Raw genomic sequence first — 20672 nt, 5'->3', positions numbered from 1 at the left:
GTTAAATCCCAGACTTTGAGGGTGTTATCATCTGAACCAGAAATCGCCCGCTTGCCATCAGCAGTGACGGCTACCGCATATACCAAATTGGTGTGACCATTGAGAGTAAACTGTTCCTTTCGAGTTGTTAAATCCCAGACTTTGAGGGTGTTGTCCCACGAACCAGAAATTGCCCGCTTGCCATCAGCAGTGACCGCTACTGCATATACCGAACGGGTGTGACCTTTGAGAGTAAACTGTTCCTTTCCAGTGGTTAAATCCCAGACTTTGAGGGTGTTATCATAGGAACCAGAAATCGCCCGCTTGCCATCAGCAGTGACGGCTACTGCATTTACCGAACTGCTGTGACCATTGAGAGTGCGCAGCAGTCCCCGGCCAGGGGGAGTTAAACAAGATGTCAAAGGACGCAACCAAGGTGCTGCTTTCCACTGCTTAGCTACCTCTGCCATTCCCTGAATTGCGGGAATGTTAAAGTGCAGCAAGCGCCCTAACAATTGCTGTGCGAGTTGCGTCTTATCTAGAGTCAAAATATCCACTGACTTCCACAGTGCCGCTTGAATCAAGTTCAGGGCTTCAACTTTTTTTGAGTTGTACTCTGGGTGACTTAATGCTTCTGAATCGTCAACCAAATTGAAATCATCAATCAGTGCCTGCAGTCCAAAATCAGGATGCTGAATTTTTGCCATCAAGAAGTTAAAATCTGTCAGCGTTTGATAATATTTTCCTAAATTTCCAGACTTGACATAATTTGGCAGTAAGCTGCCCAGATAAGCACGTTGAAAGAAAAGTGGTTTGGCCTCTAACTTCTCAGCAAATTCTCCCATCTCACGCCATCCTCTTTTCTAAATACTCAGTAATCCGTTGATTTACTTCCTTAAAAATTTTCCGCTTTGCATCCATCTCCCGTTTGGCTTTCAGAAAGTCAAGGAAACTAGCATGATAGATGGTATAGCAGATTTCTCCTTCTACATTCTGCTTTTTCAAATACTCAACCCATTCATCTTCTAAAACCTTTTTTACATCGCATTCATCCTCCTCGGCAATTCCAGCAATCATCTCGCAGGGAATCGGCGTGCCAATCTCTAGTAAAATATACAAGACAATCTCCATCAATTGCCCAGGCTTAGCGTCCATCCCCATCCGCACCCAATGGTTTTGATAATACTGTCGCAGCCCGTCGGGCAATTGCGTTAAACTGAAGTCATTGTAATCGCCCTTAGCAATTGCTGGCAAAACATACCGCAAATACATAAAATTGTTTTCGCTTTTGTTTGCCACTTGATCGACAAAAATTGTATGGGGAATGCTGCGGCTTTGAATCCAGTTTGTCAGCCCATTTTTATACTCAGAGTCGGTATTTATCACAAATTCAATATATTCTTTGATATCATCTTGATTATTATTAACATACTTTTTGCCTCTTAAATCTAACTCTTTTTGCGGAACCTCTACTAACAGTCGCTTTTTATCGAGGCTATAGGGCCGTCTAGTCAGCAGAAAATATACGTTATTGGGCAGATTTTTCGGTACATGTAAAAGATTTCCCCCCGGTTCTTGTTCGACTTCATCCAGTGCATCAACTGCTATTACCAAACGCTCGCCAGCAGGGAGTTTTCGCGCCACCTTTGTCAGTAAAGTTGGTAAATCGGCCTCTTCTGAATTTCGCAATTGATAGCGGTCAATTAATTGCTGGCGAATGCTCTTCAAAAACAATTCTGGTCTGTTGCGGCGTTCGACGAGAATATTGAAATAGCAGGGAGATTTATGTTCGGAGACGTATTTGGCAACGATCGAACTTTTGCCCATTCCCGCATCCCCGATAATTGTAAAATAACCGCAAGGATTTTCGGTAATAAATTGCTGAAAAGTCTCAAAAACAAATCGGCGACCGCAAAAGGTTTTAATTTTTTCTTCTATTAACGATCTAAATTCTTCTGGGTACGGAGATGAGTTAGAAGCTTGGGTAGCAGCTACTGGTTGTGATGGTTGATAATACTTTTGTTTTAATTTAGTATGCAGAGTCCTCAACTTACCTGCACCTTGTTGGCTAGCAAGTTCAGGAAAACTCTTTGAAAATTTCTTGTAAATCTCTCCCAATCGTTTTTTTACATTATCATCTGATGTGTTTAATTTCACTTCAAGCTGTGCCTGATTTAGCGGTGCTTTTTCAGGAGATAAGAGTGCTGATAATAATGTTTCTGTTTGTTCTGGAGATAACTCATGTGTCCCAGATTCGCCTTTAAGAAATTCTTGCCAATCCATAGTTTAATTATACCTTGACTATACTTTGATTAGACCGACCTCTAATAGACCTAAGTTTATACCTCTGGTCAACTTCACTCAATTAAAGCCATGCAAGGATTTTATCAGAACACAAAAGCAATTATTGATAAACAACAGAGGTCAGTCAAATGAATTTTAACTTATTCGGCAACTCGCAACCTGATCAAGATTATAGCGACATTGCAGAAGAAATACTGGAAGAATGGCTGCGACAAGTTCGCCAAAGCCACAATGTCGCCCTTACCGTCATCGGTACATCGGCAATTCTTGCTTTCGCCGGTGTGGGACTTGTTTATGTTAATCAAGTTCGGGAAGGTGCTATCACTACAGCAGCAGGAGGAGTAACAACTGTTGCCGCCACTCGCTTTGCAAACCAAAAGAAGAAGGAATTACAGCAGATGATGGAGCTTGTTGAAAAACGAAGAGCGAAAGAGGAATTACGGAAAATGATTCCTCGTCCCCAGGCTGCGCCTCCTGTGAAGCCCCGATAAGCGAGGCAGAGCCTCTAGATATGGGTTCCCAGGGAGAGCCTGGGAACCAGCTAAAAGTCCTTACTACGAACTTTTCTTCTTAGCCGCCCCAAACCTTCTTTAAAACCTCTTGAGGAGAGATGTCCGCCATTTTGCCAGTAGGAGATTTAATGCCCAAAAATCGATCGCTCTTTGGCAACAATTTCGCCGGTTCAGTCGGGCCAAACAAAGCTATTGTATAAGTTTGAACCGCCACAGCTAAGTGCATCGGCGCACTGTCAGTACATATCATCAAATTAGCAGCAGCAATGGTGGCAGCCAACTTGCCGACATCATCCGGCGAGATAACTTTTACATTCGGACATAACTCGACTAACTTTGTCACGAACTCTGCATCTTCTGGGCCTTTCACAACAACAACAGGCAAATTCGGCTGCCGCTGCTGACAGTCTTCAATTATTTGCTTCCAGTTGTCTGTAGGGTAAATTTTGTCAATACCTTTAGACACAGCTAATTGACTCGAACCGCCGTGAATCAAAATGTAGCCGCTTTCTTTTACGCCCAACCGCTGCTGTTCGGCTTCCGCCCACTGAATGTCCTGTTTCGGTACATTAATTGCCAGTGGCGGACAAGGATTTGTAATGTTGAATCCTTGCAGCAAATCGTGGTACATTGAAGCCGCGTACTGTTCAGTTTTTAGCGGTACGGCAGCCGTGAGAAATCGAGCACCGTTGGTTCCCGAATAGCCAACTCTCTGCGGAATGCCAGTCAGCCACAGCAGCAGCCCTACAGTCCACCGCTGGCCGAGGGAAATAACTGCTTCGTATTCGCGATCGCGAATTACGCCCAGTAAATTGCCCCAATCCGCCATCGCGTTGCGGTCTTTGAAGTTGTAAGTTAAGACTTCTTTAACAGACTTGCAGACTCGGTAAGCACTTTTTGCCCTCGGTTCGACAATGACATCAATTTGCGCGTCGGGATAAGACTGCTTGAGGTCATCAAGAGTGGGGAAAAATAAAATTTGGTCGCCAATCCCGCCAGGGACAAGTGCTAGTATTCGCATCATAAACGATCGGGCTATTATTGATCGAGGTAGCTCTCAGAGATCGGCTCTCAACTATCAGCTTATAGTATTTCTAGACCTTAAAAGCTACTGGCTGACAGCTAAACAACTGACTCAAAAGTACAGGACGCTCTTATTATATATATCTAGTTGGGTTAAAAACGGTTAGTAAATGCACTTATTAATTCCTGCAGCAGGTTCGGGGCGACGGATGGGGAGTCAGCGGAACAAACTGCTGCTGACTTTGCTCTCTAAACCTTTGCTGAGTTGGACTTTGGCTGCGGCTGAAGCTTCGCAGCACATTAGCTGGATTGGCATCATGGGCCAGCCAGACGATTTTCCTGATTTTAAAGCAATTCTGAGCGATTTATCTTTGGTTAAGCCCGTGGAACTGATTCAAGGTGGCGCTACCAGGCAAGAGTCAGTTTACAACGGTTTGCAGGCTTTGCCCCCCAATGCCGATCGAGTGTTGATTCACGACGGCGCGAGGTGTTTGGCAACTGCTGAATTGTTCGATCGATCTGCCGAGGCCCTCTTGACCTGTCCAGGCTTGATTGTCGCCATCCCGGTCAAGGATACGATTAAGGTCGTAGATGAGCGTCGGATCGTGCGAGACACCCCAGACAGAAGCAATTTGTGGGCAGCCCAGACTCCCCAAGGATTTGAAGTGAAATTGTTAAAGCAGTGTCACGAAGAAGGGCGACAAAAAGGTTGGGAAGTTACCGACGATGCAGCTTTGTTTGAAAAATGCGGTTTACCAGTGCAAATTGTGGAGGGGGAAGAGACGAATTTGAAAGTCACAACACCCGTAGATTTAGCACTAGCTGAATTTATTTTGCGGCAAAGATACGGGGAATAATTTTGAATTGGGTAATGGGGAATGCGACTCGGCTATGTTGTCGTCATTAGGAGAAAATCTGTAATACAAGTGGAGGATGAAAGGAATGCAATATAGCGGTACATGGCGGATCACAGAGATGGCAATGTGGGATAGTGATTACTTAGACATGGAAGTTGAAGCGTATATCGAGATCGATCAAACAGGTTCAGGAGAATTTCAATTCGGTTTAGTATCAGGTGAAATTGACGGCGAAGTCGTAAAAGATGGAAAGGATCAACGATTTGAGTTTACATGGGACGGTAATGATGAGAACGATCCTGCATTTGGTAGCGGTTGGCTCAAATTAAAGGATAAAAACTCCATAGACGGTCGAATCAAATTCCACCAAGGCGATAGTTCTAGTCTTGTTGCAAAACGCATGAAATAGGAAATCAGCGATCACACTATTTTAGACCATTGTTTTTAAACCGCAGATGAACGCAGATAAAATCCCATCCGCGTTCATCTGTGTCCATCCGCTGATATCGCGGTAACAAAATCCCCATCTAACCAATAACCAATAACAACTGACTGAGGTTTCTCATGAAGGATTAATCGGAAACTCACCCTCACTATCAACCTCTGGGGCACTTTTAACTAAATCCAAAAACGCAAACACGGCCGGAATTAACAGCCCATCCCGCAAAACAGCCACCCCGATTACCCTCTCAAAATCCGACGGTAAACTGCAAACTTTCACCGAAGACGGTATCGGTTCCGCGGCCAAACGGGGCAGAATAGCTGCACCCAAACCTTGCATCACCATACTGACAATCGTTGAATCTTCGCTGAGTTCGTAACCGATATTTATGGGAAATTCTGCAGTTGTCAAATACTTGCGAAGCGGTATCGAACAAGCATTTTCTATCGGCTGCAAAATCAGCGGATAAGCCGCTAATTCTTCCCAGGTAATCTTAGCACTTTTACATTGCGCCTTCGGCGGCAGCAAAACCAGATATTTGTCCCGCAAAATTTCCCTAGTTTCAAATTCATCGGAGATGGGAAGAGAGACAAAGCCGATGTCTGCTTTGCCCGATCGCAAAGCCTCTTCCACAGCTTGGGTATAATAAACTTCGGTAATGCTAACCGTAATTTTGGGAAAGCAACTGCGAAATTTAGCAATAATACCCGGTAGGATATGAGTTGCGACACTCCGAAAAGTAACTATCCGTACCTGGCCTCCCTGCAAACCTTTTTCTAAATCCGCTTCTTTGACCATCATTTCTAAGGCGCAGGCTATTTGACGCCCGTGACTCACTACCCTTTGCCCCACTGGCGTCAGTTGAGCACCGTGTCGCCCCCGGTGGAACAATTGCACTCCCAATTCTGTTTCTAAAGAGGCGATGGCGTGGCTGACGGCGGATTGGGACAGTTCCAATTGCAAAGCGGCCTCGCTAAAGTTTTCACAGTCTGCTACAGCTATCAAAGCCTGAATTTGAGAGAGTTTCATCCGCCGCGTATTGATTTCGTTCATAGCGTTTGTGCCAGTAGTATCCAAATTGTCACAAGGCCTTCGATATATCGATTTTATTCATACAACCTATGCAAGCAATGCTTTGATTGTCAATTGCCGCAGAGTTAAGGTTAATTTATCAGGTAACAGATAGACTTTTACAGGGCTTGCACGACAACAATATTGTGCTGTAATTGCAATCAAATTATTGCCGTTAACAGCTATTTTTTATAATTTTATTGGTGCATTTTTTGTAGGAGTTATCACTTTAAGGTGTTGGCTATGTCTACTTACAACAGTCGCATAAACCCCCGAATAATGATGTTTTTTTTGATAGCCGATCGAGCTAAACCATCCGAAAAATATAAAGGGCTATCTCTCTTTTCAGCTATCAAAAAAATTGGGCAGTTTTTGCTGTACCTCATTTCTAGTGAGGACGAACTGAGAATTTGGCAGACGTGCGATCGCTATGGTAACACTTGGTGGCACGGTTGCGATCGGGCTACAGGTCGCTCTACCTGTGTGGCAACGGATGATGAAATGCGCGCTTGGATCGATCGGCGTTATTGCCAATAGTAGTGTGTGGGTTGCGTGGAAATGAAGTGAAATACAGCCCTCGATTAGCAATTACCAATTAGCAATTACCAATTAGCAATTACCAATTACCAAGTAGGAGATGCTATGCTTCAAATATCTTCCGAATGTGCAGCGCCAGATCGCATTATTCTGATGGAAAACGAGGTATACCGATTGCCTCAAACTCATCGAGAAATTCAAGTTTTGTCAGGAATTGCTTGGATCACGGTTGACCAACAGGACATCATCTTGCAAAGTTCTGAAAAAGTATCGCTTCCACCCAGCAAAAACTTTGCTGTCATATCCGCTCTCAACAATATGCCGCTGATTATGGCCGTCTGGCAAGACAAAAACCCAGTCATGCGATTTTAGATTTTAGATTTTGGATTGAAGAATTGGGAACGACTGATGATGTATGGGCTTGAAGCACGGGTCTACAGTTGCCTTCTTTTTTGAAACTGGTATCGGAACCTAGGGATTGAGAAAAAATTCGGCAGGAACACCCCAAAAAGCTCTATCTTAATAGTTATCACTTAGCTATTGGAGGACTCGATCGGTGCACTGCCGCTCTTATCACTTCAGCTATCTCGCAGCTATAAGTATTGTGTTATCGCCCGCACTCAGCTTGCTGGCAATTTCAGACGCCCGCGCTTATGCCCCAATTATAAATGCGAGGCGCGCCCAAGCGATCGATCACGCTCAGGCAACTGACCCCAAAACGCAAGCAGACGAACTCTTTGAAACAGGAGTAAAACAGCACCGGGAGGGTTTGTTTCGAGAAGCAATCGAGACTTTTGAGCAAGTTTTGGCAATTCGCAAGCAACTCGGCGACCAAGCAGGAATCGGAGAAACCCTCAACAATATGGGGGAAGTTTATGGCGAAATGGGTTTGAGGCCCAAAGCTTTGGAAGTTCTGCAGCAAGCTTTAGTCATTCACCGAGAAATCAGCGGAGGGCGTCGTATCGCGCGCACTCTCAATCTCATCGGTTTCGTCAACCGGATTGGGGACAATTTTTCCGAAGCGATGAAACTGCACCAAGAAGCTTTGGAACTTGCCAAAACTACCGACGACCAAATTGAAATTGGAGAATCCCTCCACAACATCGCGGCCGTGTACGCAGAACAGGTAGATTACGCCAAGGCGATCGAATTTTATCAGCAAGCGCGGACGATTCGCACGGCATCGGGCGATAAACGCGATTTAGGCCGTACCCTCAATAATATGGGCGGCGTCTACTACAACATCGGCGACTTTAATAGAGCGATGGAATTTTACCACCAGGCTTTAGCAATTCGCCGGGAAATCGGAGACCGGGCTGGCGTCGGCCGCCTCCTCAACAACATGGCACTTACCTCCCGCAAACTCGGCAAAGATACTCAAGCGCTGATATATTTTCAGCAAGCAATACCGATGTTAGAAGCAATCGGTGACAAGACAAGTATCGGACGCTTGCTCAACAATATGGGCGCAATTCATGAAAGTCTCGGTCAAAATGCTCAAGCTCTCGAATCCTACGAGGAAGCTTTAAAAATTGCTCGTGAGGGCGGTGACAAAGCCGGAGAAACTACAGCGATGGAGGGCATTAAGCGATTGTCTTCCAGTCAGCTTGTACCGCAATAAGGAGAGTTAAGCGGTTCCGCATCGGGCGTGAAGATTGGAAGCGATCAACTTTGGCGATGATTTGACATTCATCTGCAAGTCGTTGTATAATTGCTTGCCAAAAACATATAACTAAAAAAGAGGAAAAAGGCTTCAGGGGCGCTATAATTTGATTAAAATCGCGATCGCAAGATAGAAACATTTTCTGTAGTAATTCGTCTGCCAGAGCGGCTGCACAACACTTAATCTAAGCTATGGATATCCGTACCGAAAAGCCAGAAGATGTAGAAGCTGTTGGCAACATTAATATTGCGGCATTCGGGCGAAAAAATGAGGCTAACTTAGTCGATAAATTGCGGGTAATTGCATCTACATTTTCCTTCGTTGCGGTACAATCCGATCGCATTGTCGGACACATTTTCTTCAGTCCGGTTGTCGTGGAAGGAAAATGTTCCAGGAATTTGTCGATTCTAGGGTTGGCGCCAGTCGCAGTTCTACCCAACTATCAGCGGCAAGGTATAGGAACGCTGCTGATCCAGCACGGTTTAAAAGAGTGCGGGCGATCGGGATTTCAGGCAGTAGTTGTGCTTGGTCATCCAGATTTTTATCCGCGTTTTGGGTTTATTCCTGCTAGTAGAAAGAGCTTAAAATGTGAATATGATGTGCCCGATGAAGCGTTTATGGTGTTGGAGTTAGAAAGTGGAGCTTTGCAGGATTGCAGCGGCACGGTGAAGTATCGATCGGAGTTTAGTCTATGCGAGTGATATTAATTCCGTCCTTCATCGGAATTATTCATCTCTCTCTGCGTTCTCTGCGTTCTCTGCGTTCTCTGCGGTTAAATCATTCCGATGCAACCGGAACTGATCTGACGCAGTGGCGGTTTTTATCGTGATCTCTCGTAAAAAATTATAAAAATAACATTTAGTATTCACAGTGGAAAATGGTTGTGCTGTATTTGGCTTTGTGAACCATAAAACTTGTACAACTATTACCCCGCAAAGTTATTTAAACGCCCCCTTTTCCCTTCTCCCCTTTTGCACATTGCAAAGCAAAAACCGGAGTCAGAGCAGATTTCCCCTTCAGAGCAAGAGATCCCAAAGCCTCGCAAATAAAGTTTAGCTCGATCGACTCAAACACCCTTTCACCAATCAAAATTTGGTTTTCCCCCGCCTTGCTCATCAACCGAGCCGCCGTATTCACCGTATCGCCGAGGATATTAAACTCCCTGCGCCCTCGCGGTTCCCCAACCTCAGCAGCAAACACGGGTCCCCGCGACAGCCCAATTTGACAGCTTACTTTTACTTCTTCACCCGCGATAATTACCAGAGGCCAACCTACAATCAGATCTCGGATCGCAATCGCCGCACTAGCCGCGCGGCTGGCGTCATCCGTGTGAGCGTCGGGCACGCCAAAATAAATCAGCATATCCGAACCGTCTAAGTGCGCCGTTACTTTTTGCAACACGCCCCCTTTAGCTGAGACTACAGCATCAATCGACGCAAACACCCGAGAAAAAGCCACTATCAGATTGACTTCTTCCTCCAGCGAAGCTTTGTCCACAGACTCCGGTAAACCAATCAAGTTGACAAACATCACCGTCGGTTCAGGAAAATCCGGCGGTATTTTGCGCCTGTCTGCATTTTCCACCAGCAGTCTCAGGATAGTTTTGGGAATATAACTAGCAAGGGGTTCAAGCCGATTCACAGCTTCCCCGATTTCTTTTACCAAGCCCGCAACGCTGCGATCGAGCAATACCGAACTCGGCATCCGCCGCCCAGTCAAAGTGATATCATACTCTCCGAGTCGATCGTCCGTGAAATCGTCCGCCACCAAAAAATAACCCGGTTTCCCGGGTTCAAAACGAAATTGCTCTCCCAAAGACTCTCTAGCAGTTTCCGTCACACACACCCGCCCCACAGTTCCAGAACCCTCAGCTTGCTTGGCTTGCTGGACTGAATGCCCCAGCAGTACGTGAGCCATCCGCAGCGGGGTACCGATGTCAGCACTAATATAGCGACCGCAGTGGATGCCCACCCGCATCTTCAAAGACAAAACACCCCGCGCCGTTTCAATATTGGCAAATTCAGCCATCGCCCGCTGCATCCGCAAACCCGCCCGCACCGCCCTGGCTGTATCCTCTTGGTAAACTCCTGACAGAAACTGCACCAGCATCGCATCTCCGGTAAACTCCAGCAAATCCCCGCCCGATTTGCTGACAATTTCAATCATCGAGGCAAAATAGTCGTTAATCACGCCCAGCAGGCTTTCAGCTCCCTTGCGTCCCTGGGTAGCATTCGCTTCCAACAGCGAGGTAAACCCTGCCAAATCCGTGAACAGCAAGGTGCCTGTTTGCCACTGGTAGCGCACCTCGCCCGGATTGGGCGGAGATTCGGACACGAGCCTCGGTACGTAGTCGTGGAGAATGTAGCGCAGAGTTCGCAGGTGCTCGAAAACCCCCATTAGCGTTGCCGGGGAAGGATCTACCCACGCAGCAGCGTACAGTTGAGCCGAAAGGAGCGATCGCAGCCGCAGTTCGATCGCAGCCAAGGGAGGATTGTAGGTTAATCTATTAATAATTTCCACCTAAGTTTATTCTTAAAAAATAGGGTAAGTTCGATCAATCTAGAGGCAACACCAATAACTCGACCTATACCATTATGATAAGTTTCCAGTGACTCTATACCAGTCCAACCCACAACCCACGATAGAAACTTCCGAAAGTCACAGCTTGCTAGCTCCCGATTTGATCCGAGCTGCTCGCTCTGCCTATGGTATGTATCTGAAAGTGCATTCCGAGCAGATGCAGCGTCCGGCGGGTGTAGTTGTCAGTCAAGGAAGCGATCGAGGCCAGGTAATTTTTGCTTCGCAGCCGATTTTATTGCCCGGTGAACGTTTTGTTACTTTTGACGAAATTGAATCTCAAATGTATTAATTGCTAATTGGTCATTGGTGGTAATTGGTAATTGAGCATTGGGAATTGGGAATTGGTAATTAGTCACTAATATTATGTCTGCTCGAACGCTCGCACTAAAATAGGTTTCTAGTGAAGAGCCATGTTTTCAGGATTTTATGAAAACTTTCCTTCTTGACTATTAATACCTTTTATGATGGGTAATTGACCGTACAGGCTCTAACAACTGACAACTAACTATTGAGAAGTAACAAGTGATACATAACCCCAGTCAACAGTGAACAGTCAACTTAATGGAAATTATCTTTAATTGCCTTGTCATGGCGATCGTCTTTATTCTCGGATCGGCTATTGGCAGTTTTCTAAATGTGGTAGTCTATCGGTTGCCTGCGGGTTTGTCGGTGATCAACCCTCCTTCTCGCTGTCCCAAGTGTTTAAATCAACTCAGAACTTACGAAAATATACCCGTTTTCGGTTGGCTGTGGCTGCGGGGACGCTGCAATCACTGCCGCAGTCGGATTTCTGCCCGCTATCCGCTGGTGGAAGCAGCTACGGGTTTGCTGTTTGTGCTCATCTTCTGGCGGTTTGGCGTAACAGTGCCAACTCTGGGTTTTTGGGCTTTGTTTAGCTGGTTGTTGGCTTTGTCTTTGATTGATTGCGATACAATGACTTTGCCTAATTCTTTAACTCGATCGGGTTTGGTGCTCGGATTGGTTTTCCAGGTGGCGAAAGGTTGGTGGCCGACATTTAGTTGGATCGACTCGATACACTATCTGGTACTCGACGGGATCGCGGGAGCAGTTGTCGGGTTGTGGCTGTTTGATGCCATCGGACTCGCCGGGACGATCGGGCTGGGGCAGAATGCTATGGGGGCTGGAGATACCAAATTAGCCGCCTTGATGGGAGCTTGGCTGGGCTGGAAATACTTGCTGCTAGCGGGATTCATCGCCTGTATAGCCGGGGCTTTTGCTGGTGGCGGGGCGATCGCCCTGGGCTGGCTCGATCGGCGTCAACCCATGCCTTTCGGCCCGTTTCTGGCTCTCGGTACAGCAATTACTGCTCTATGGGGCGAAGCGATCTTATCTACTTACTTGCAGTTGTTTTTCCCGAATTTTAGTTTCTGATCTGCAAGTAGTCAGGCGCGCTCGAACATAATATTGTCTCAAAAATTGGTAAAATTGTTCCGTGTCTTGGATTACACTTAAAACCACTAGCTTTCGTTGGGAAGCGGAATTAATGCAGCAGCTCCTAGCAGCTCATGAAATCCCGGCCCGGATTGTAGACTTGGGCATAGCATCTTATTTGGGTGCTGGAAGTGCTACAGCCCTGCAAGTTCTTCCAGAACACCAGCGAACAGCATCGCTCCTCATCAGTCCCATTGAGGACAATAGTCAGTAGTCAAGTCTGTTCTTTATTGTCAGTTGTTATGGGTTATTAGTTATTAGTTATTGGTAGCAGCTAACAACTCACAAATAACAACAGTCAACAGTCAACAGTCAACAGTCAACAGTTAACAGTTAACAATTACCAAGTTTTAATGTCTCTATTTGATTGGTTTGCAAATCGACGAAAATCAGTACCGAACTCCCAAGAACGGCCGGAACGAGAAATTGCGGACGGACTTTGGAATAAATGCGAAGCTTGCGATGCCCTGAGTTATACCAAAGACCTGCGAGCAAATCAAATGGTTTGCTTGGAATGCGGGCATCATATCAGAGTTTACAGTGACGATCGCATCGAGCAGTTGATCGATCCCAATACCTGGGTACCCATTAACGAAGGACTGCACGCCACAGATCCCCTGAAATTTCGCGATCGCAAAAAATATAGCGATCGACTCCGAGAATTTCAAGAAAAAACAGGCCACCTAGACGCCGTAGAAACAGGCATCGGCAAACTAGAAAATTTGCCCGTCGCCCTCGGAGTCATGGAATTTCAGTTCATCGGCGGCAGCATGGGCTCAGTTGTCGGAGAAAAGCTAACTCGCCTCATCGAACACGCCACGCGGGAACGCTTGTCCGTGATCATTGTCTGCGCTTCCGGTGGTGCAAGAATGCAAGAAGGAATGCTCAGCTTGATGCAAATGGCTAAAATTTCCGGGGCTCTGGAACGCCACCGGGAAGCGAGACTGCTTTACATCCCGATTTTGACCCACCCGACCACCGGTGGCGTCACGGCCAGTTTTGCCATGCTGGGAGACATTATAATTGCAGAGCCAAAAGCTACTGTGGCCTTTACCGGCGGCCGGGTAATCGAACAAACTCTGCGGGAAAAGCTGCCGGAAAATTATCAAACTTCCGAATACTCCTTCGCCCACGGTTTTGTAGACTTGATTGTACCCCGGACTCAATTAAAGAAAACTCTCGGTCAGCTCATCAGCCTCCACCAGCCCCAGCCTTTCTTGGCAGACTCGGAATTCCCCGCCCTCGAAGCCAGTGAGAGTCACGCTTTGCCCCCGCAGACTCACGCTTTCAAACTTTCTCCCTAAGCTGCTGCGCCGGATGATTGTCTGTTGGTGAGTGCGGGGCACAGAGGGAAATTGCTGAGGAATTGCGAAAAACCCGGCTTCTACCCACAATATTGAGTTTGGTAACGAGACGTTCACGCAGACACCGGGTTTTGAGCCCCGCCCGCGCAACTCCTATTGGTAATAACGACGCAGCAGTGGGATGATATTGATCGGAAGTTGATTGGCCCTGAAGTTAGGCTGGGCAAAAATGCCTAGTCGCAGTTAGCGGTTAGTTAGCTTGCGATAGATCAAACAAAATCTCAGAACAAACTAACAGAACAAGCTAACAGCGCTTTCTAAAATTGTCCGGCTTTCAGTTAATAGCCGTCAACTCAATTTTGACCTGTCAGCGACCTAAAAATTATGGGTTTTGCAGACCTGTCCATCGCAGAAATAGCAGAGGACTTCAACGTCCCTGTTGAAGAAGTGATCCGCTTGTGCGATGAGTTGGAAATTGCCTACAAGCACCCTCAAACCCGTTTGGCTTTGGAGGATGTTAAGGCAATTATGTCCACTCTCGAAAAAAGGCGCGACTCAAAACTTCTTGCAGATTAGATCGCAAAATTCCTCTACCTTTAAAGGTATGGCTGCACAAACTTTCGCCCGTTGTTGCAGAAAGAGGGAATTTTGAACACAAATCTGTTTGCCAGCTATACTCTCTTAGCGTTCAATAATTTGCCGGATTTTTTTAAGGAGAACCATGCTTAAAAGATATTTCATTGCTCTGACCGCTGTATTCTTGAGCTTTCAGTTATTTGTCAGCAGTGCGATGGCTGTTGAACTGAGTCCTGAACTTCGCACTGTGACTTTGAATGACAAGGGTGCTCCAGTGGTGCTGAGCCTCAAACAAGTTCAGCAAGGCAAACGCCTGTTCAATTCGGCTTGCGCTCAATGTCACGCTGCGGGCATGACAAAAACTGACCCGAACGTGAATTTGAGCCCGGAAACTCTGGCTTTGGCCAACCCGCCCCGGAATAATATTGAGTCGCTGGTGGACTTTATGAAAAATCCCACCACTTATGACGGGTTTGAGGAAATTTCGGAACTGCATCCGAGCATGAAGAGTGCGGATATTTTCGCTGAGATGAGAAATCTCTCGGATGAGGATTTGTACGCGATTGCCGGTCACATTCTGTTGCAGCCGAAAATTGTCTCCAAGCAGTGGGCTGGTGGTAAAGGCGCTCGCTAATCGATTTTAGATTTTAAATTTTAGATTTTGGATTTTGGATTGGGAGATGGCTGAAGTTCGGGAATAATTGCTGGCTGGTCGTTTTTCACTCTAAAATCTGAAATCTAAAATTTACCTCCGGCTCATTGATTATCGCAAAAGGTTGTAGTCCCTCATGCTGCGTCGTGGTGCTTTTGTCTGCTTTCTGTTGGGGATGTTAATTATTTTGCCCGTGCTGTTGGCTCCTCAACCTGTTTTGGCTGCTGCCGATTCTTACGTGAATAGGTATTTACAAGCCAGCGAACCTGTGGCTCTGGAGTTGGACTCTGAGGGACATACTCGCTTGTTTTCGGCTCAGGATTTGTCTGCAGGCAAGGTATTGTTCGAGCAAAATTGCCTGAATTGTCACGTCGGAGGGGCTAATTTGCCTGATCCGACGATATCTCTGTCTTTGGCTGACCTCAAAGGGGCAACGCCTCCCCGCAACAACATCAATAGTCTGGTGGCGTATCTGAGAGAACCGATGACTTATGACGGTACTGAGGAGACTTTTTGGTGCCGCCAAGTGCCGGAAAGCTGGATGCCACAGGCTGAGATTGAAAATTTAGCGGCTTTTGTGATCCGGGCTGCTCAGAAAGCTCCGGGCTGGGGCGTGGAGAATTTTGAGAGTTGAACTGCCACTGCCAAAAAGTGGTAAATTACTCGGAAGAAGGCGATACGACTGCGCGATCGCGCCTGTTTTAACAGGTAAAATATCTAAAGAATCACCCTTTGCGTGTCCATTAGAGGAGAACTGCGTTGAAAAGACTCTTATCGATCGCCCTGTTAGCGATCGCAATTTTTACCGTCGGCTTTGGTCGCCCTGCTTTGGCAGGTGATGCGGTTAAAGGAGCTAAAATCTTTAGCTCGAACTGTGCTGCTTGTCACATCGGTGGCGGCAACGTGGTTATGGCCCAGAAAACCTTGAAAAAGAGTGCTCTTGAGAAGTACGGCATGAATTCTCTCGAAGCTATTACCACTCAGGTAACTAAGGGCAAAAATGCTATGCCTGCTTTCGGCGCCAAGTTGAAGCCCGAACAAATCGACGATGTAGCAACCTACGTGCTCGAGCAAGCTGAGAAAGACTGGAAAGGCTAAACTGCCTCTTTGAAGTCGGGAAGCCTGGGCGGGCTTGATTTAATTTAAAACTTGTCCTCCCGATCGCACCCTCTCTCACCCTTTGGCGAATAAACATCGGTTTGCAGCGATCTTAACCTATTTGGGAAAGCGCGCCAGAAATCCGATTTTTATGAGCTCAAGGGCGAGGGAGGGACATTTTATTTTAGATTTTAGATTTTGGATTTTGGATTGAAGAATTGAAGAATTGAAGAATTGAAGATTTGAAGATTTGAAGATTTGAAGATTGCTAGATGCTGATTTTGTAGAAATTGTCAAGCACTTTATATTAAGATTTATTGTGGCGGCGCTTCCTAAATTAAAAATGTGTGCTAGGATATAACCCCTTATTAGCAAACCTTTGAAATCGAGATTAAAGTCGATCTGCAAAGTGGAATCTACACCTGCCATGAACGTAAAAACATCAGCAAAAGTTAAAACTCAAGTTAAAACTCTCGGAGACGCTGCATCTGGGGCGATTGAGAAATATTTCCGCAAAAGTGTAGCGCACGAGGCTGAAGTTATCAAAGACAAAGACGCGGAAGAACTTCATCAAATGCGCGTGGGATTGAGACGTTTGCGATCGGCTGTGACTGGTTTTGCTCCGGTTTTAGATTGGCCAAAAGAGGCTTCTGAACGTAAAATTGGTAAGGTGGGGCGGATTCTGGGAACGCTCAGGGATTTGGATGTGATGCTCGAAAGTCTCCAAAACCGCTATTACCCGAATTTGCCCACTGACGAACAGAAAGTTTTGGATAAGGCTTTGTTGAATTTGCTCAAACAGCGCCACCGGGCTTTGAAAGGGGTGAGGGCGATTTTAGAGCACAAAGGCTACGAATCGCTGAAGCAGTCGATCGAGGATTGGCTGGAAAAACCGAAGTTTCAGGCGATCGAACATTTGCCAATTGCTGAGGTTTTGCCAGATTTACTGTTACCTCAAGTCAGTGAGTTTTTCCTGCATCCGGCTTGGCTGTTGGGTACAGAATATGAAGATGGCAAAGTTAAAGTTGTTGATGATTTAAATGCTGAGGCTGTCGAAGAGAAGTTAGCAGCCGAGGGAACTATTCTGCACGATTTGCGGAAGCAAGCGAAGCGGGTTCGCTATTTGATGAATCTGTTTGGGGATTTTTACAGCGAGACTTACGAAGCTTATGTCGAAGATGTGAAAGCTATTCAGGAATGTTTGGGCGATATTCAAGACAGTGAAGTTTTAGGCGAGTTTCTGACAGATTTTGTTGATCGCGATCTGAAAAAAGAGTTGCCGAAGTTGGCTGGTGTGTTGGCCGAAAATCGCTATGCAGCTTGGCAAAAATGGCAGGTTTTGCAACGCAGGTATTTGAATTCGGAAATTCGGCAAGGTTTGCGATCTGCTTTAATTCATCCTGTGGTTAAAGATGGTGCTAATGGAAAGTTGCCCCAGGAAAGTTAGGTTTTTCTGGCCCAGAGAATGCGATCGACTGCCGGGAGGGACTACAAGAGGGATATTTGTAGGGACACAGCCTTGCAGTGTCCTTCATTGTATAACTCAATAAAGGGCGATCGCACTTGGGGATAGGTTAAAGAAAAAACCTTAACAATTATTCTTTCCAGTAATATCGTTTCCGGTTGCATCGGAATCATAAAATCGAGTCAACAGTTAACACTCAAATATTCAGTTTTTCGACCCGCCCGTCAACAGTCAACAGTCAACACTCAACAGTCAACAATCATTCCGGTGTAACCGGAATTGATATAACGAGTTAAAATCAGAATTACTTCAGCAGCGTGAAGTAAAAGAAAGGGCGATCGCGTTTTTTACCATAGCAAATCACGACTGTAACCACTTCATAAACTTATTCGTCACAGTACCAATAGACTCTCCCACTTGTTTCTTCAACCGCCACCGCTGAAACGCTTTTTCGTAATCTTCCCCTTCAGTTTGATAAACATTCCAAGCATTCAGCGACAATCCCAAGCCCCACGTGAGTAAAATGAACAGTGACCAAGAAAGCTCGTGCGAACCTGCTAGATTAAACAAAACTAGAAAAGTATTGATAATTGCGTACTTGGTCACATTTTTCTGCAATTTGCGACGACGGTAAGAGTTAAAAACCAGCTTTTCTTGAAATTCTCCTCTAGTTGCTAACCATTGCTGTTCCGCCGCTACAATATCCTGTTCGGAAATGCCCAATTCCGCTGCAATCTCGAAAAGCTGCACTCTGGATAATTCCCCTTCATCCTGTCGCCGCGCGATCGCAAGCTGTAAAATACCCTGAGCATCCTCTGAACCGTAAATGTGATTTATTTGACTTTCATTTGTCGCCATAACAGGTTTCCGATAATTCCTGACATCCTTTCTATCATAGATATAGACGCAGTTAAACGACAGGTAGTGACATTGGCGGATTTCAACACCCGGACATTTGAGTGAGTGAGACTCCTGACTATGGGAGGGGAAATCGAAGAACCGATATATTTCCCCAAATTGCAACTAATTAATTTCCCGAACTGTGACTAAGTTTGCTATCTCGTTTCAACATAAACTGATAAAATATCCCAAACAAAATCACCGCAATCATTCCCACGACTAAAGAACCTTCACCCTCATGCCAATATTTAAACAAGTCTAGGCGATTAGATGCAACTAACAAAGCCATTCCCGCCACTCGAAAAACATTAATAATAAAACCCAAAATGACCGCGACACCTATTACCAAAGCCTTATTTTGTTTAGTAGGAAACATCAACAAACAAATTACAGCTAAACCTAATAAGTAATTCATTGCCTCTATACCCGAACAACCCCCATTTACCAACACCCTTCCTGTTGGCAAAGCAACATAATTACCGTCGCGTGTTACATCAAAACCGACATACCACAAAGAATAATGAGCAAATTTAGCAGTAAGTGAGGTAACAAAATCCACGAAAGGTAACGTAAGGACACTGGGGGTGCCATGAAAAAATAGTATTACCAATTCACGCCAATATAGTTTTAAGTTCTGAAAACCTACCGCAATTAGGCTCAAACCTAAACCAGACAAAAAAGGTGCAAGTCTTAAAAAAGGATCGAATTTACTCGAAACTACAGCACTTTGAAAGAGAATAAAAGCTATTAATAGCGTCCCTGCTATTGTCGATAATAGGTCACTTTTTATGTCACTCTGTTTGAGAATATCCTGGTTGTCCCAAAGTAGGGAACCCACAGCGCACCAAAAAACTATACTCATCCAAAAATGAGCAATATCGTCCAGTTTCCACAGGAGTGTCATATTCAGAGTTACTAAAGCTGTGGCGATAATGATGAGCCAAAAAAGTTTTCTCTTGAACATTTTAGATATTAGTTATTAGTTGATTGAGGAGAGCAATACTGCGGACAGTTTTTGATTGTCAACCGTAGAATAAGGGTTTCAAGGCAATTCGGCAATCAAATTACCCACGGAAAATCGAGGGTTTCAGACTACGAACTAAAAACAGTCCAGGCTATTGTTACATCATATCATAAAAATAGTACGGGAGGTGGACAACTCAGTAGCTTAAACCTCTCATAAGGAAAGGACTCGGAGGATGTTAATCGCCGTAAATCTTTGAGATGAGGTTAGTAAAGACTCTGAAATTTGATGAATGGTGAGACTCAGATGCAACGCATAGCTCAGCATTAGGACACCTATTGAAAAGACTGCTACTCGAACTAATTGATTGGATGCCTAGCGCTTACTTACTTTGCCCCCGTAAGCAAATACTAAAAAGGGAGTGAATCAACAAAAATTAAAAATAAGTAGCCTCAATCAGGCTTGGATTTCTTGAGAGTAAACACAATTAGGGCCGCCCATGGTGTGACACTGAGGTTTGAGTAAATACGGCTGAGCGAGTTAGAGTTCGAGCCATGCTCAATGGTGATTCTCTGCTTTTCAAGAATCTCAGTATCTTTATAGCAATCCTAAATCATTTGTGAATTTCTTCCTCAGAGCTGCTTCGGGGCAGGGCTGTTTCATTTTCTTGTAGGGGCAAACCCTCGTGAAGAGCCCCGATGCCTGAAATGCCCATGAAATCATCTGTGGGTGGGGGCGGGCACAGGCGCACCGCCCCTACAAAAGCCTGGTTTTCCGTAGGGGCAATCCCCCGTGGTTGCCCCGAAACAGTCCTGGGGTTCGGGGTGGGGTAAAAAATTTACGACTTCTGCAAGGATTGCTATAGAGAAATTCTTCAGAAACAGCTTTACGGTAGTTCTTAAATGCGCTGTCTAGGGGTGATTTGACTGAGATAGGGAGCATCTCAATGAAAGCAGCCAAGCTAGAAATTCGAGCCAGGAGCTAGGAGGAAAGAGTCAGAAGGAAGGAGCCAGAAGAAGTGTTTTTACAACAAATATGAGATGCTCCCTTGAAATCAGCTTCCAAGTCCGGGGTTTTAACGGTGGCGCGCTATCAGATACTAAGAAACCTGGTTTCACCAAGGAACCAGGTTTTTAGCTCGAACATAAAATAATCAGTGTGGCATCAAGCCAGAATCGAAAACCAGTTCAAATGATCGCCTATTCAGCTTTTTGAGCCTGAGCGCGTTGCTTTTTGAACATAGTACCAAACCCAACAGCGGCTCCAGCAGCAAGCATTGTTAAAGGTTCAGGA

The 20672-nt window shown here is 45.6% G+C and carries 23 protein-coding genes and 1 pseudogene; 16 read left to right on the top strand and 8 right to left on the bottom strand.

Going from position 1 to position 20672, the window contains the following annotated elements; translation table 11 throughout:
• Together QUA07_RS07245 and QUA07_RS07240 are read right to left on the bottom strand one after the other, a co-directional pair.
• A pseudogene (locus QUA07_RS07245) lies at positions 1-824 on the bottom strand (WD40 repeat domain-containing protein); the annotation flags it as partial.
• A gap of 1 nt (position 825) precedes the next feature.
• Entirely contained in the window at positions 826-2262 is a 1437-nt protein-coding gene (locus QUA07_RS07240) for an AAA family ATPase (RefSeq protein ID WP_333323721.1), read from the bottom strand.
• Between the two features lie 149 nt (positions 2263-2411).
• On the opposite strand from QUA07_RS07240, the gene QUA07_RS07235 reads away from it, so the two are divergent.
• Positions 2412-2774, top strand: a complete 363-nt coding sequence (locus tag QUA07_RS07235; protein ID WP_333323719.1) for a TRADD-N-associated membrane domain-containing protein — start codon at positions 2412-2414, stop codon at positions 2772-2774.
• 79 nt (positions 2775-2853) lie between these two features.
• On the opposite strand, the gene QUA07_RS07230 is transcribed toward QUA07_RS07235, so the two are convergent.
• Positions 2854-3816 carry a glycosyltransferase family 9 protein gene (locus QUA07_RS07230; RefSeq protein WP_333323812.1) on the bottom strand — a complete coding sequence of 321 codons (963 nt, stop codon included), beginning with the start codon at positions 3814-3816 and terminating at the stop codon, positions 2854-2856.
• A 172-nt stretch (positions 3817-3988) separates the two neighbouring features.
• On the opposite strand from QUA07_RS07230, the gene ispD reads away from it, so the two are divergent.
• Complete coding sequence (gene ispD, locus QUA07_RS07225) at positions 3989-4675, top strand: 2-C-methyl-D-erythritol 4-phosphate cytidylyltransferase (protein ID WP_333318683.1); 687 nt, start codon at positions 3989-3991, stop codon at positions 4673-4675.
• A gap of 85 nt (positions 4676-4760) precedes the next feature.
• Positions 4761-5084 (top strand): hypothetical protein, encoded by a 324-nt coding sequence (locus QUA07_RS07220; RefSeq protein WP_333323717.1) that lies wholly within the window; start codon positions 4761-4763, stop codon positions 5082-5084.
• Between the two features lie 153 nt (positions 5085-5237).
• On the opposite strand, the gene QUA07_RS07215 is transcribed toward QUA07_RS07220, so the two are convergent.
• Positions 5238-6170: a LysR family transcriptional regulator gene (locus tag QUA07_RS07215; protein WP_333323715.1), complete on the bottom strand. Its 933-nt coding sequence runs from the start codon at positions 6168-6170 to the stop codon at positions 5238-5240.
• Positions 6171-6431: 261 nt separating this feature from the next.
• Here QUA07_RS07215 and QUA07_RS07210 point away from each other — a divergent pair, with 261 nt between their 5' ends.
• The 4 genes from QUA07_RS07210 to QUA07_RS07195 all read left to right on the top strand — a co-directional run bounded on the left by QUA07_RS07210 (position 6432) and on the right by QUA07_RS07195 (position 9089).
• Entirely contained in the window at positions 6432-6725 is a 294-nt protein-coding gene (locus QUA07_RS07210; RefSeq protein ID WP_333323713.1) for a hypothetical protein, read from the top strand.
• Between the two features lie 105 nt (positions 6726-6830).
• Positions 6831-7097 carry a hypothetical protein gene (locus tag QUA07_RS07205; protein ID WP_333323710.1) on the top strand — a complete coding sequence of 89 codons (267 nt, stop codon included), beginning with the start codon at positions 6831-6833 and terminating at the stop codon, positions 7095-7097.
• A 184-nt stretch (positions 7098-7281) separates the two neighbouring features.
• Entirely contained in the window at positions 7282-8346 is a 1065-nt protein-coding gene (locus QUA07_RS07200; RefSeq protein WP_333323708.1) for a tetratricopeptide repeat protein, read from the top strand.
• A gap of 233 nt (positions 8347-8579) precedes the next feature.
• A complete protein-coding gene (locus tag QUA07_RS07195; RefSeq protein WP_333323706.1) occupies positions 8580-9089 on the top strand; it encodes an N-acetyltransferase in 510 nt (169 codons plus the stop codon).
• 241 nt (positions 9090-9330) lie between these two features.
• Here the strand turns inward: QUA07_RS07195 and QUA07_RS07190 are convergent, their stop codons facing one another.
• Positions 9331-10908 (bottom strand): adenylate/guanylate cyclase domain-containing protein, encoded by a 1578-nt coding sequence (locus QUA07_RS07190; protein ID WP_333323703.1) that lies wholly within the window; start codon positions 10906-10908, stop codon positions 9331-9333.
• 88 nt (positions 10909-10996) lie between these two features.
• Here QUA07_RS07190 and QUA07_RS07185 point away from each other — a divergent pair, with 88 nt between their 5' ends.
• The 9 genes from QUA07_RS07185 (at position 10997) to QUA07_RS07145 (ending at position 17497) form a co-directional block, all read left to right on the top strand.
• Positions 10997-11257 (top strand): hypothetical protein, encoded by a 261-nt coding sequence (locus tag QUA07_RS07185; protein ID WP_333323701.1) that lies wholly within the window; start codon positions 10997-10999, stop codon positions 11255-11257.
• 272 nt (positions 11258-11529) lie between these two features.
• Entirely contained in the window at positions 11530-12360 is an 831-nt protein-coding gene (locus tag QUA07_RS07180; protein ID WP_333323700.1) for a prepilin peptidase, read from the top strand.
• A 61-nt stretch (positions 12361-12421) separates the two neighbouring features.
• On the top strand, positions 12422-12634 hold the full coding sequence (locus tag QUA07_RS07175) for a hypothetical protein (protein WP_333323699.1): 213 nt from the start codon (positions 12422-12424) through the stop codon (positions 12632-12634).
• A 139-nt stretch (positions 12635-12773) separates the two neighbouring features.
• On the top strand, positions 12774-13724 hold the full coding sequence (gene accD, locus QUA07_RS07170) for an acetyl-CoA carboxylase, carboxyltransferase subunit beta (RefSeq protein ID WP_333323697.1): 951 nt from the start codon (positions 12774-12776) through the stop codon (positions 13722-13724).
• Positions 13725-14108: 384 nt separating this feature from the next.
• Complete coding sequence (locus QUA07_RS07165; RefSeq protein ID WP_333058460.1) at positions 14109-14300, top strand: translation initiation factor IF-2; 192 nt, start codon at positions 14109-14111, stop codon at positions 14298-14300.
• A gap of 145 nt (positions 14301-14445) precedes the next feature.
• Complete coding sequence (gene psbV, locus QUA07_RS07160) at positions 14446-14934, top strand: photosystem II cytochrome c-550 (RefSeq protein ID WP_333323695.1); 489 nt, start codon at positions 14446-14448, stop codon at positions 14932-14934.
• A 154-nt stretch (positions 14935-15088) separates the two neighbouring features.
• Positions 15089-15586 carry a photosystem II cytochrome PsbV2 gene (gene psbV2, locus QUA07_RS07155; protein ID WP_333323693.1) on the top strand — a complete coding sequence of 166 codons (498 nt, stop codon included), beginning with the start codon at positions 15089-15091 and terminating at the stop codon, positions 15584-15586.
• 125 nt (positions 15587-15711) lie between these two features.
• Positions 15712-16050 (top strand): cytochrome c6 PetJ, encoded by a 339-nt coding sequence (gene petJ / locus QUA07_RS07150; protein ID WP_333323691.1) that lies wholly within the window; start codon positions 15712-15714, stop codon positions 16048-16050.
• 427 nt (positions 16051-16477) lie between these two features.
• A complete protein-coding gene (locus QUA07_RS07145; RefSeq protein WP_333323689.1) occupies positions 16478-17497 on the top strand; it encodes a CHAD domain-containing protein in 1020 nt (339 codons plus the stop codon).
• A gap of 378 nt (positions 17498-17875) precedes the next feature.
• On the opposite strand, the gene QUA07_RS07140 is transcribed toward QUA07_RS07145, so the two are convergent.
• The 3 genes from QUA07_RS07140 to QUA07_RS07130 all read right to left on the bottom strand — a co-directional run.
• Positions 17876-18373: a 2TM domain-containing protein gene (locus QUA07_RS07140; RefSeq protein WP_333323687.1), complete on the bottom strand. Its 498-nt coding sequence runs from the start codon at positions 18371-18373 to the stop codon at positions 17876-17878.
• A 169-nt stretch (positions 18374-18542) separates the two neighbouring features.
• Positions 18543-19379 (bottom strand): cyanoexosortase A, encoded by an 837-nt coding sequence (gene crtA / locus QUA07_RS07135; protein ID WP_333323685.1) that lies wholly within the window; start codon positions 19377-19379, stop codon positions 18543-18545.
• Between the two features lie 1199 nt (positions 19380-20578).
• On the bottom strand, positions 20579-20672 hold a 94-nt coding region (locus QUA07_RS07130; RefSeq protein WP_333323810.1), incomplete at its 5' end, for a PEP-CTERM sorting domain-containing protein.

Source organism: Microcoleus sp. T3_A4, from assembly GCF_036700465.1.
In the GTDB taxonomy this organism is placed as follows: Bacteria; Cyanobacteriota; Cyanobacteriia; order Cyanobacteriales; family Microcoleaceae; genus Microcoleus.
This window is presented reverse-complemented; position numbering and strand designations above follow the sequence as displayed.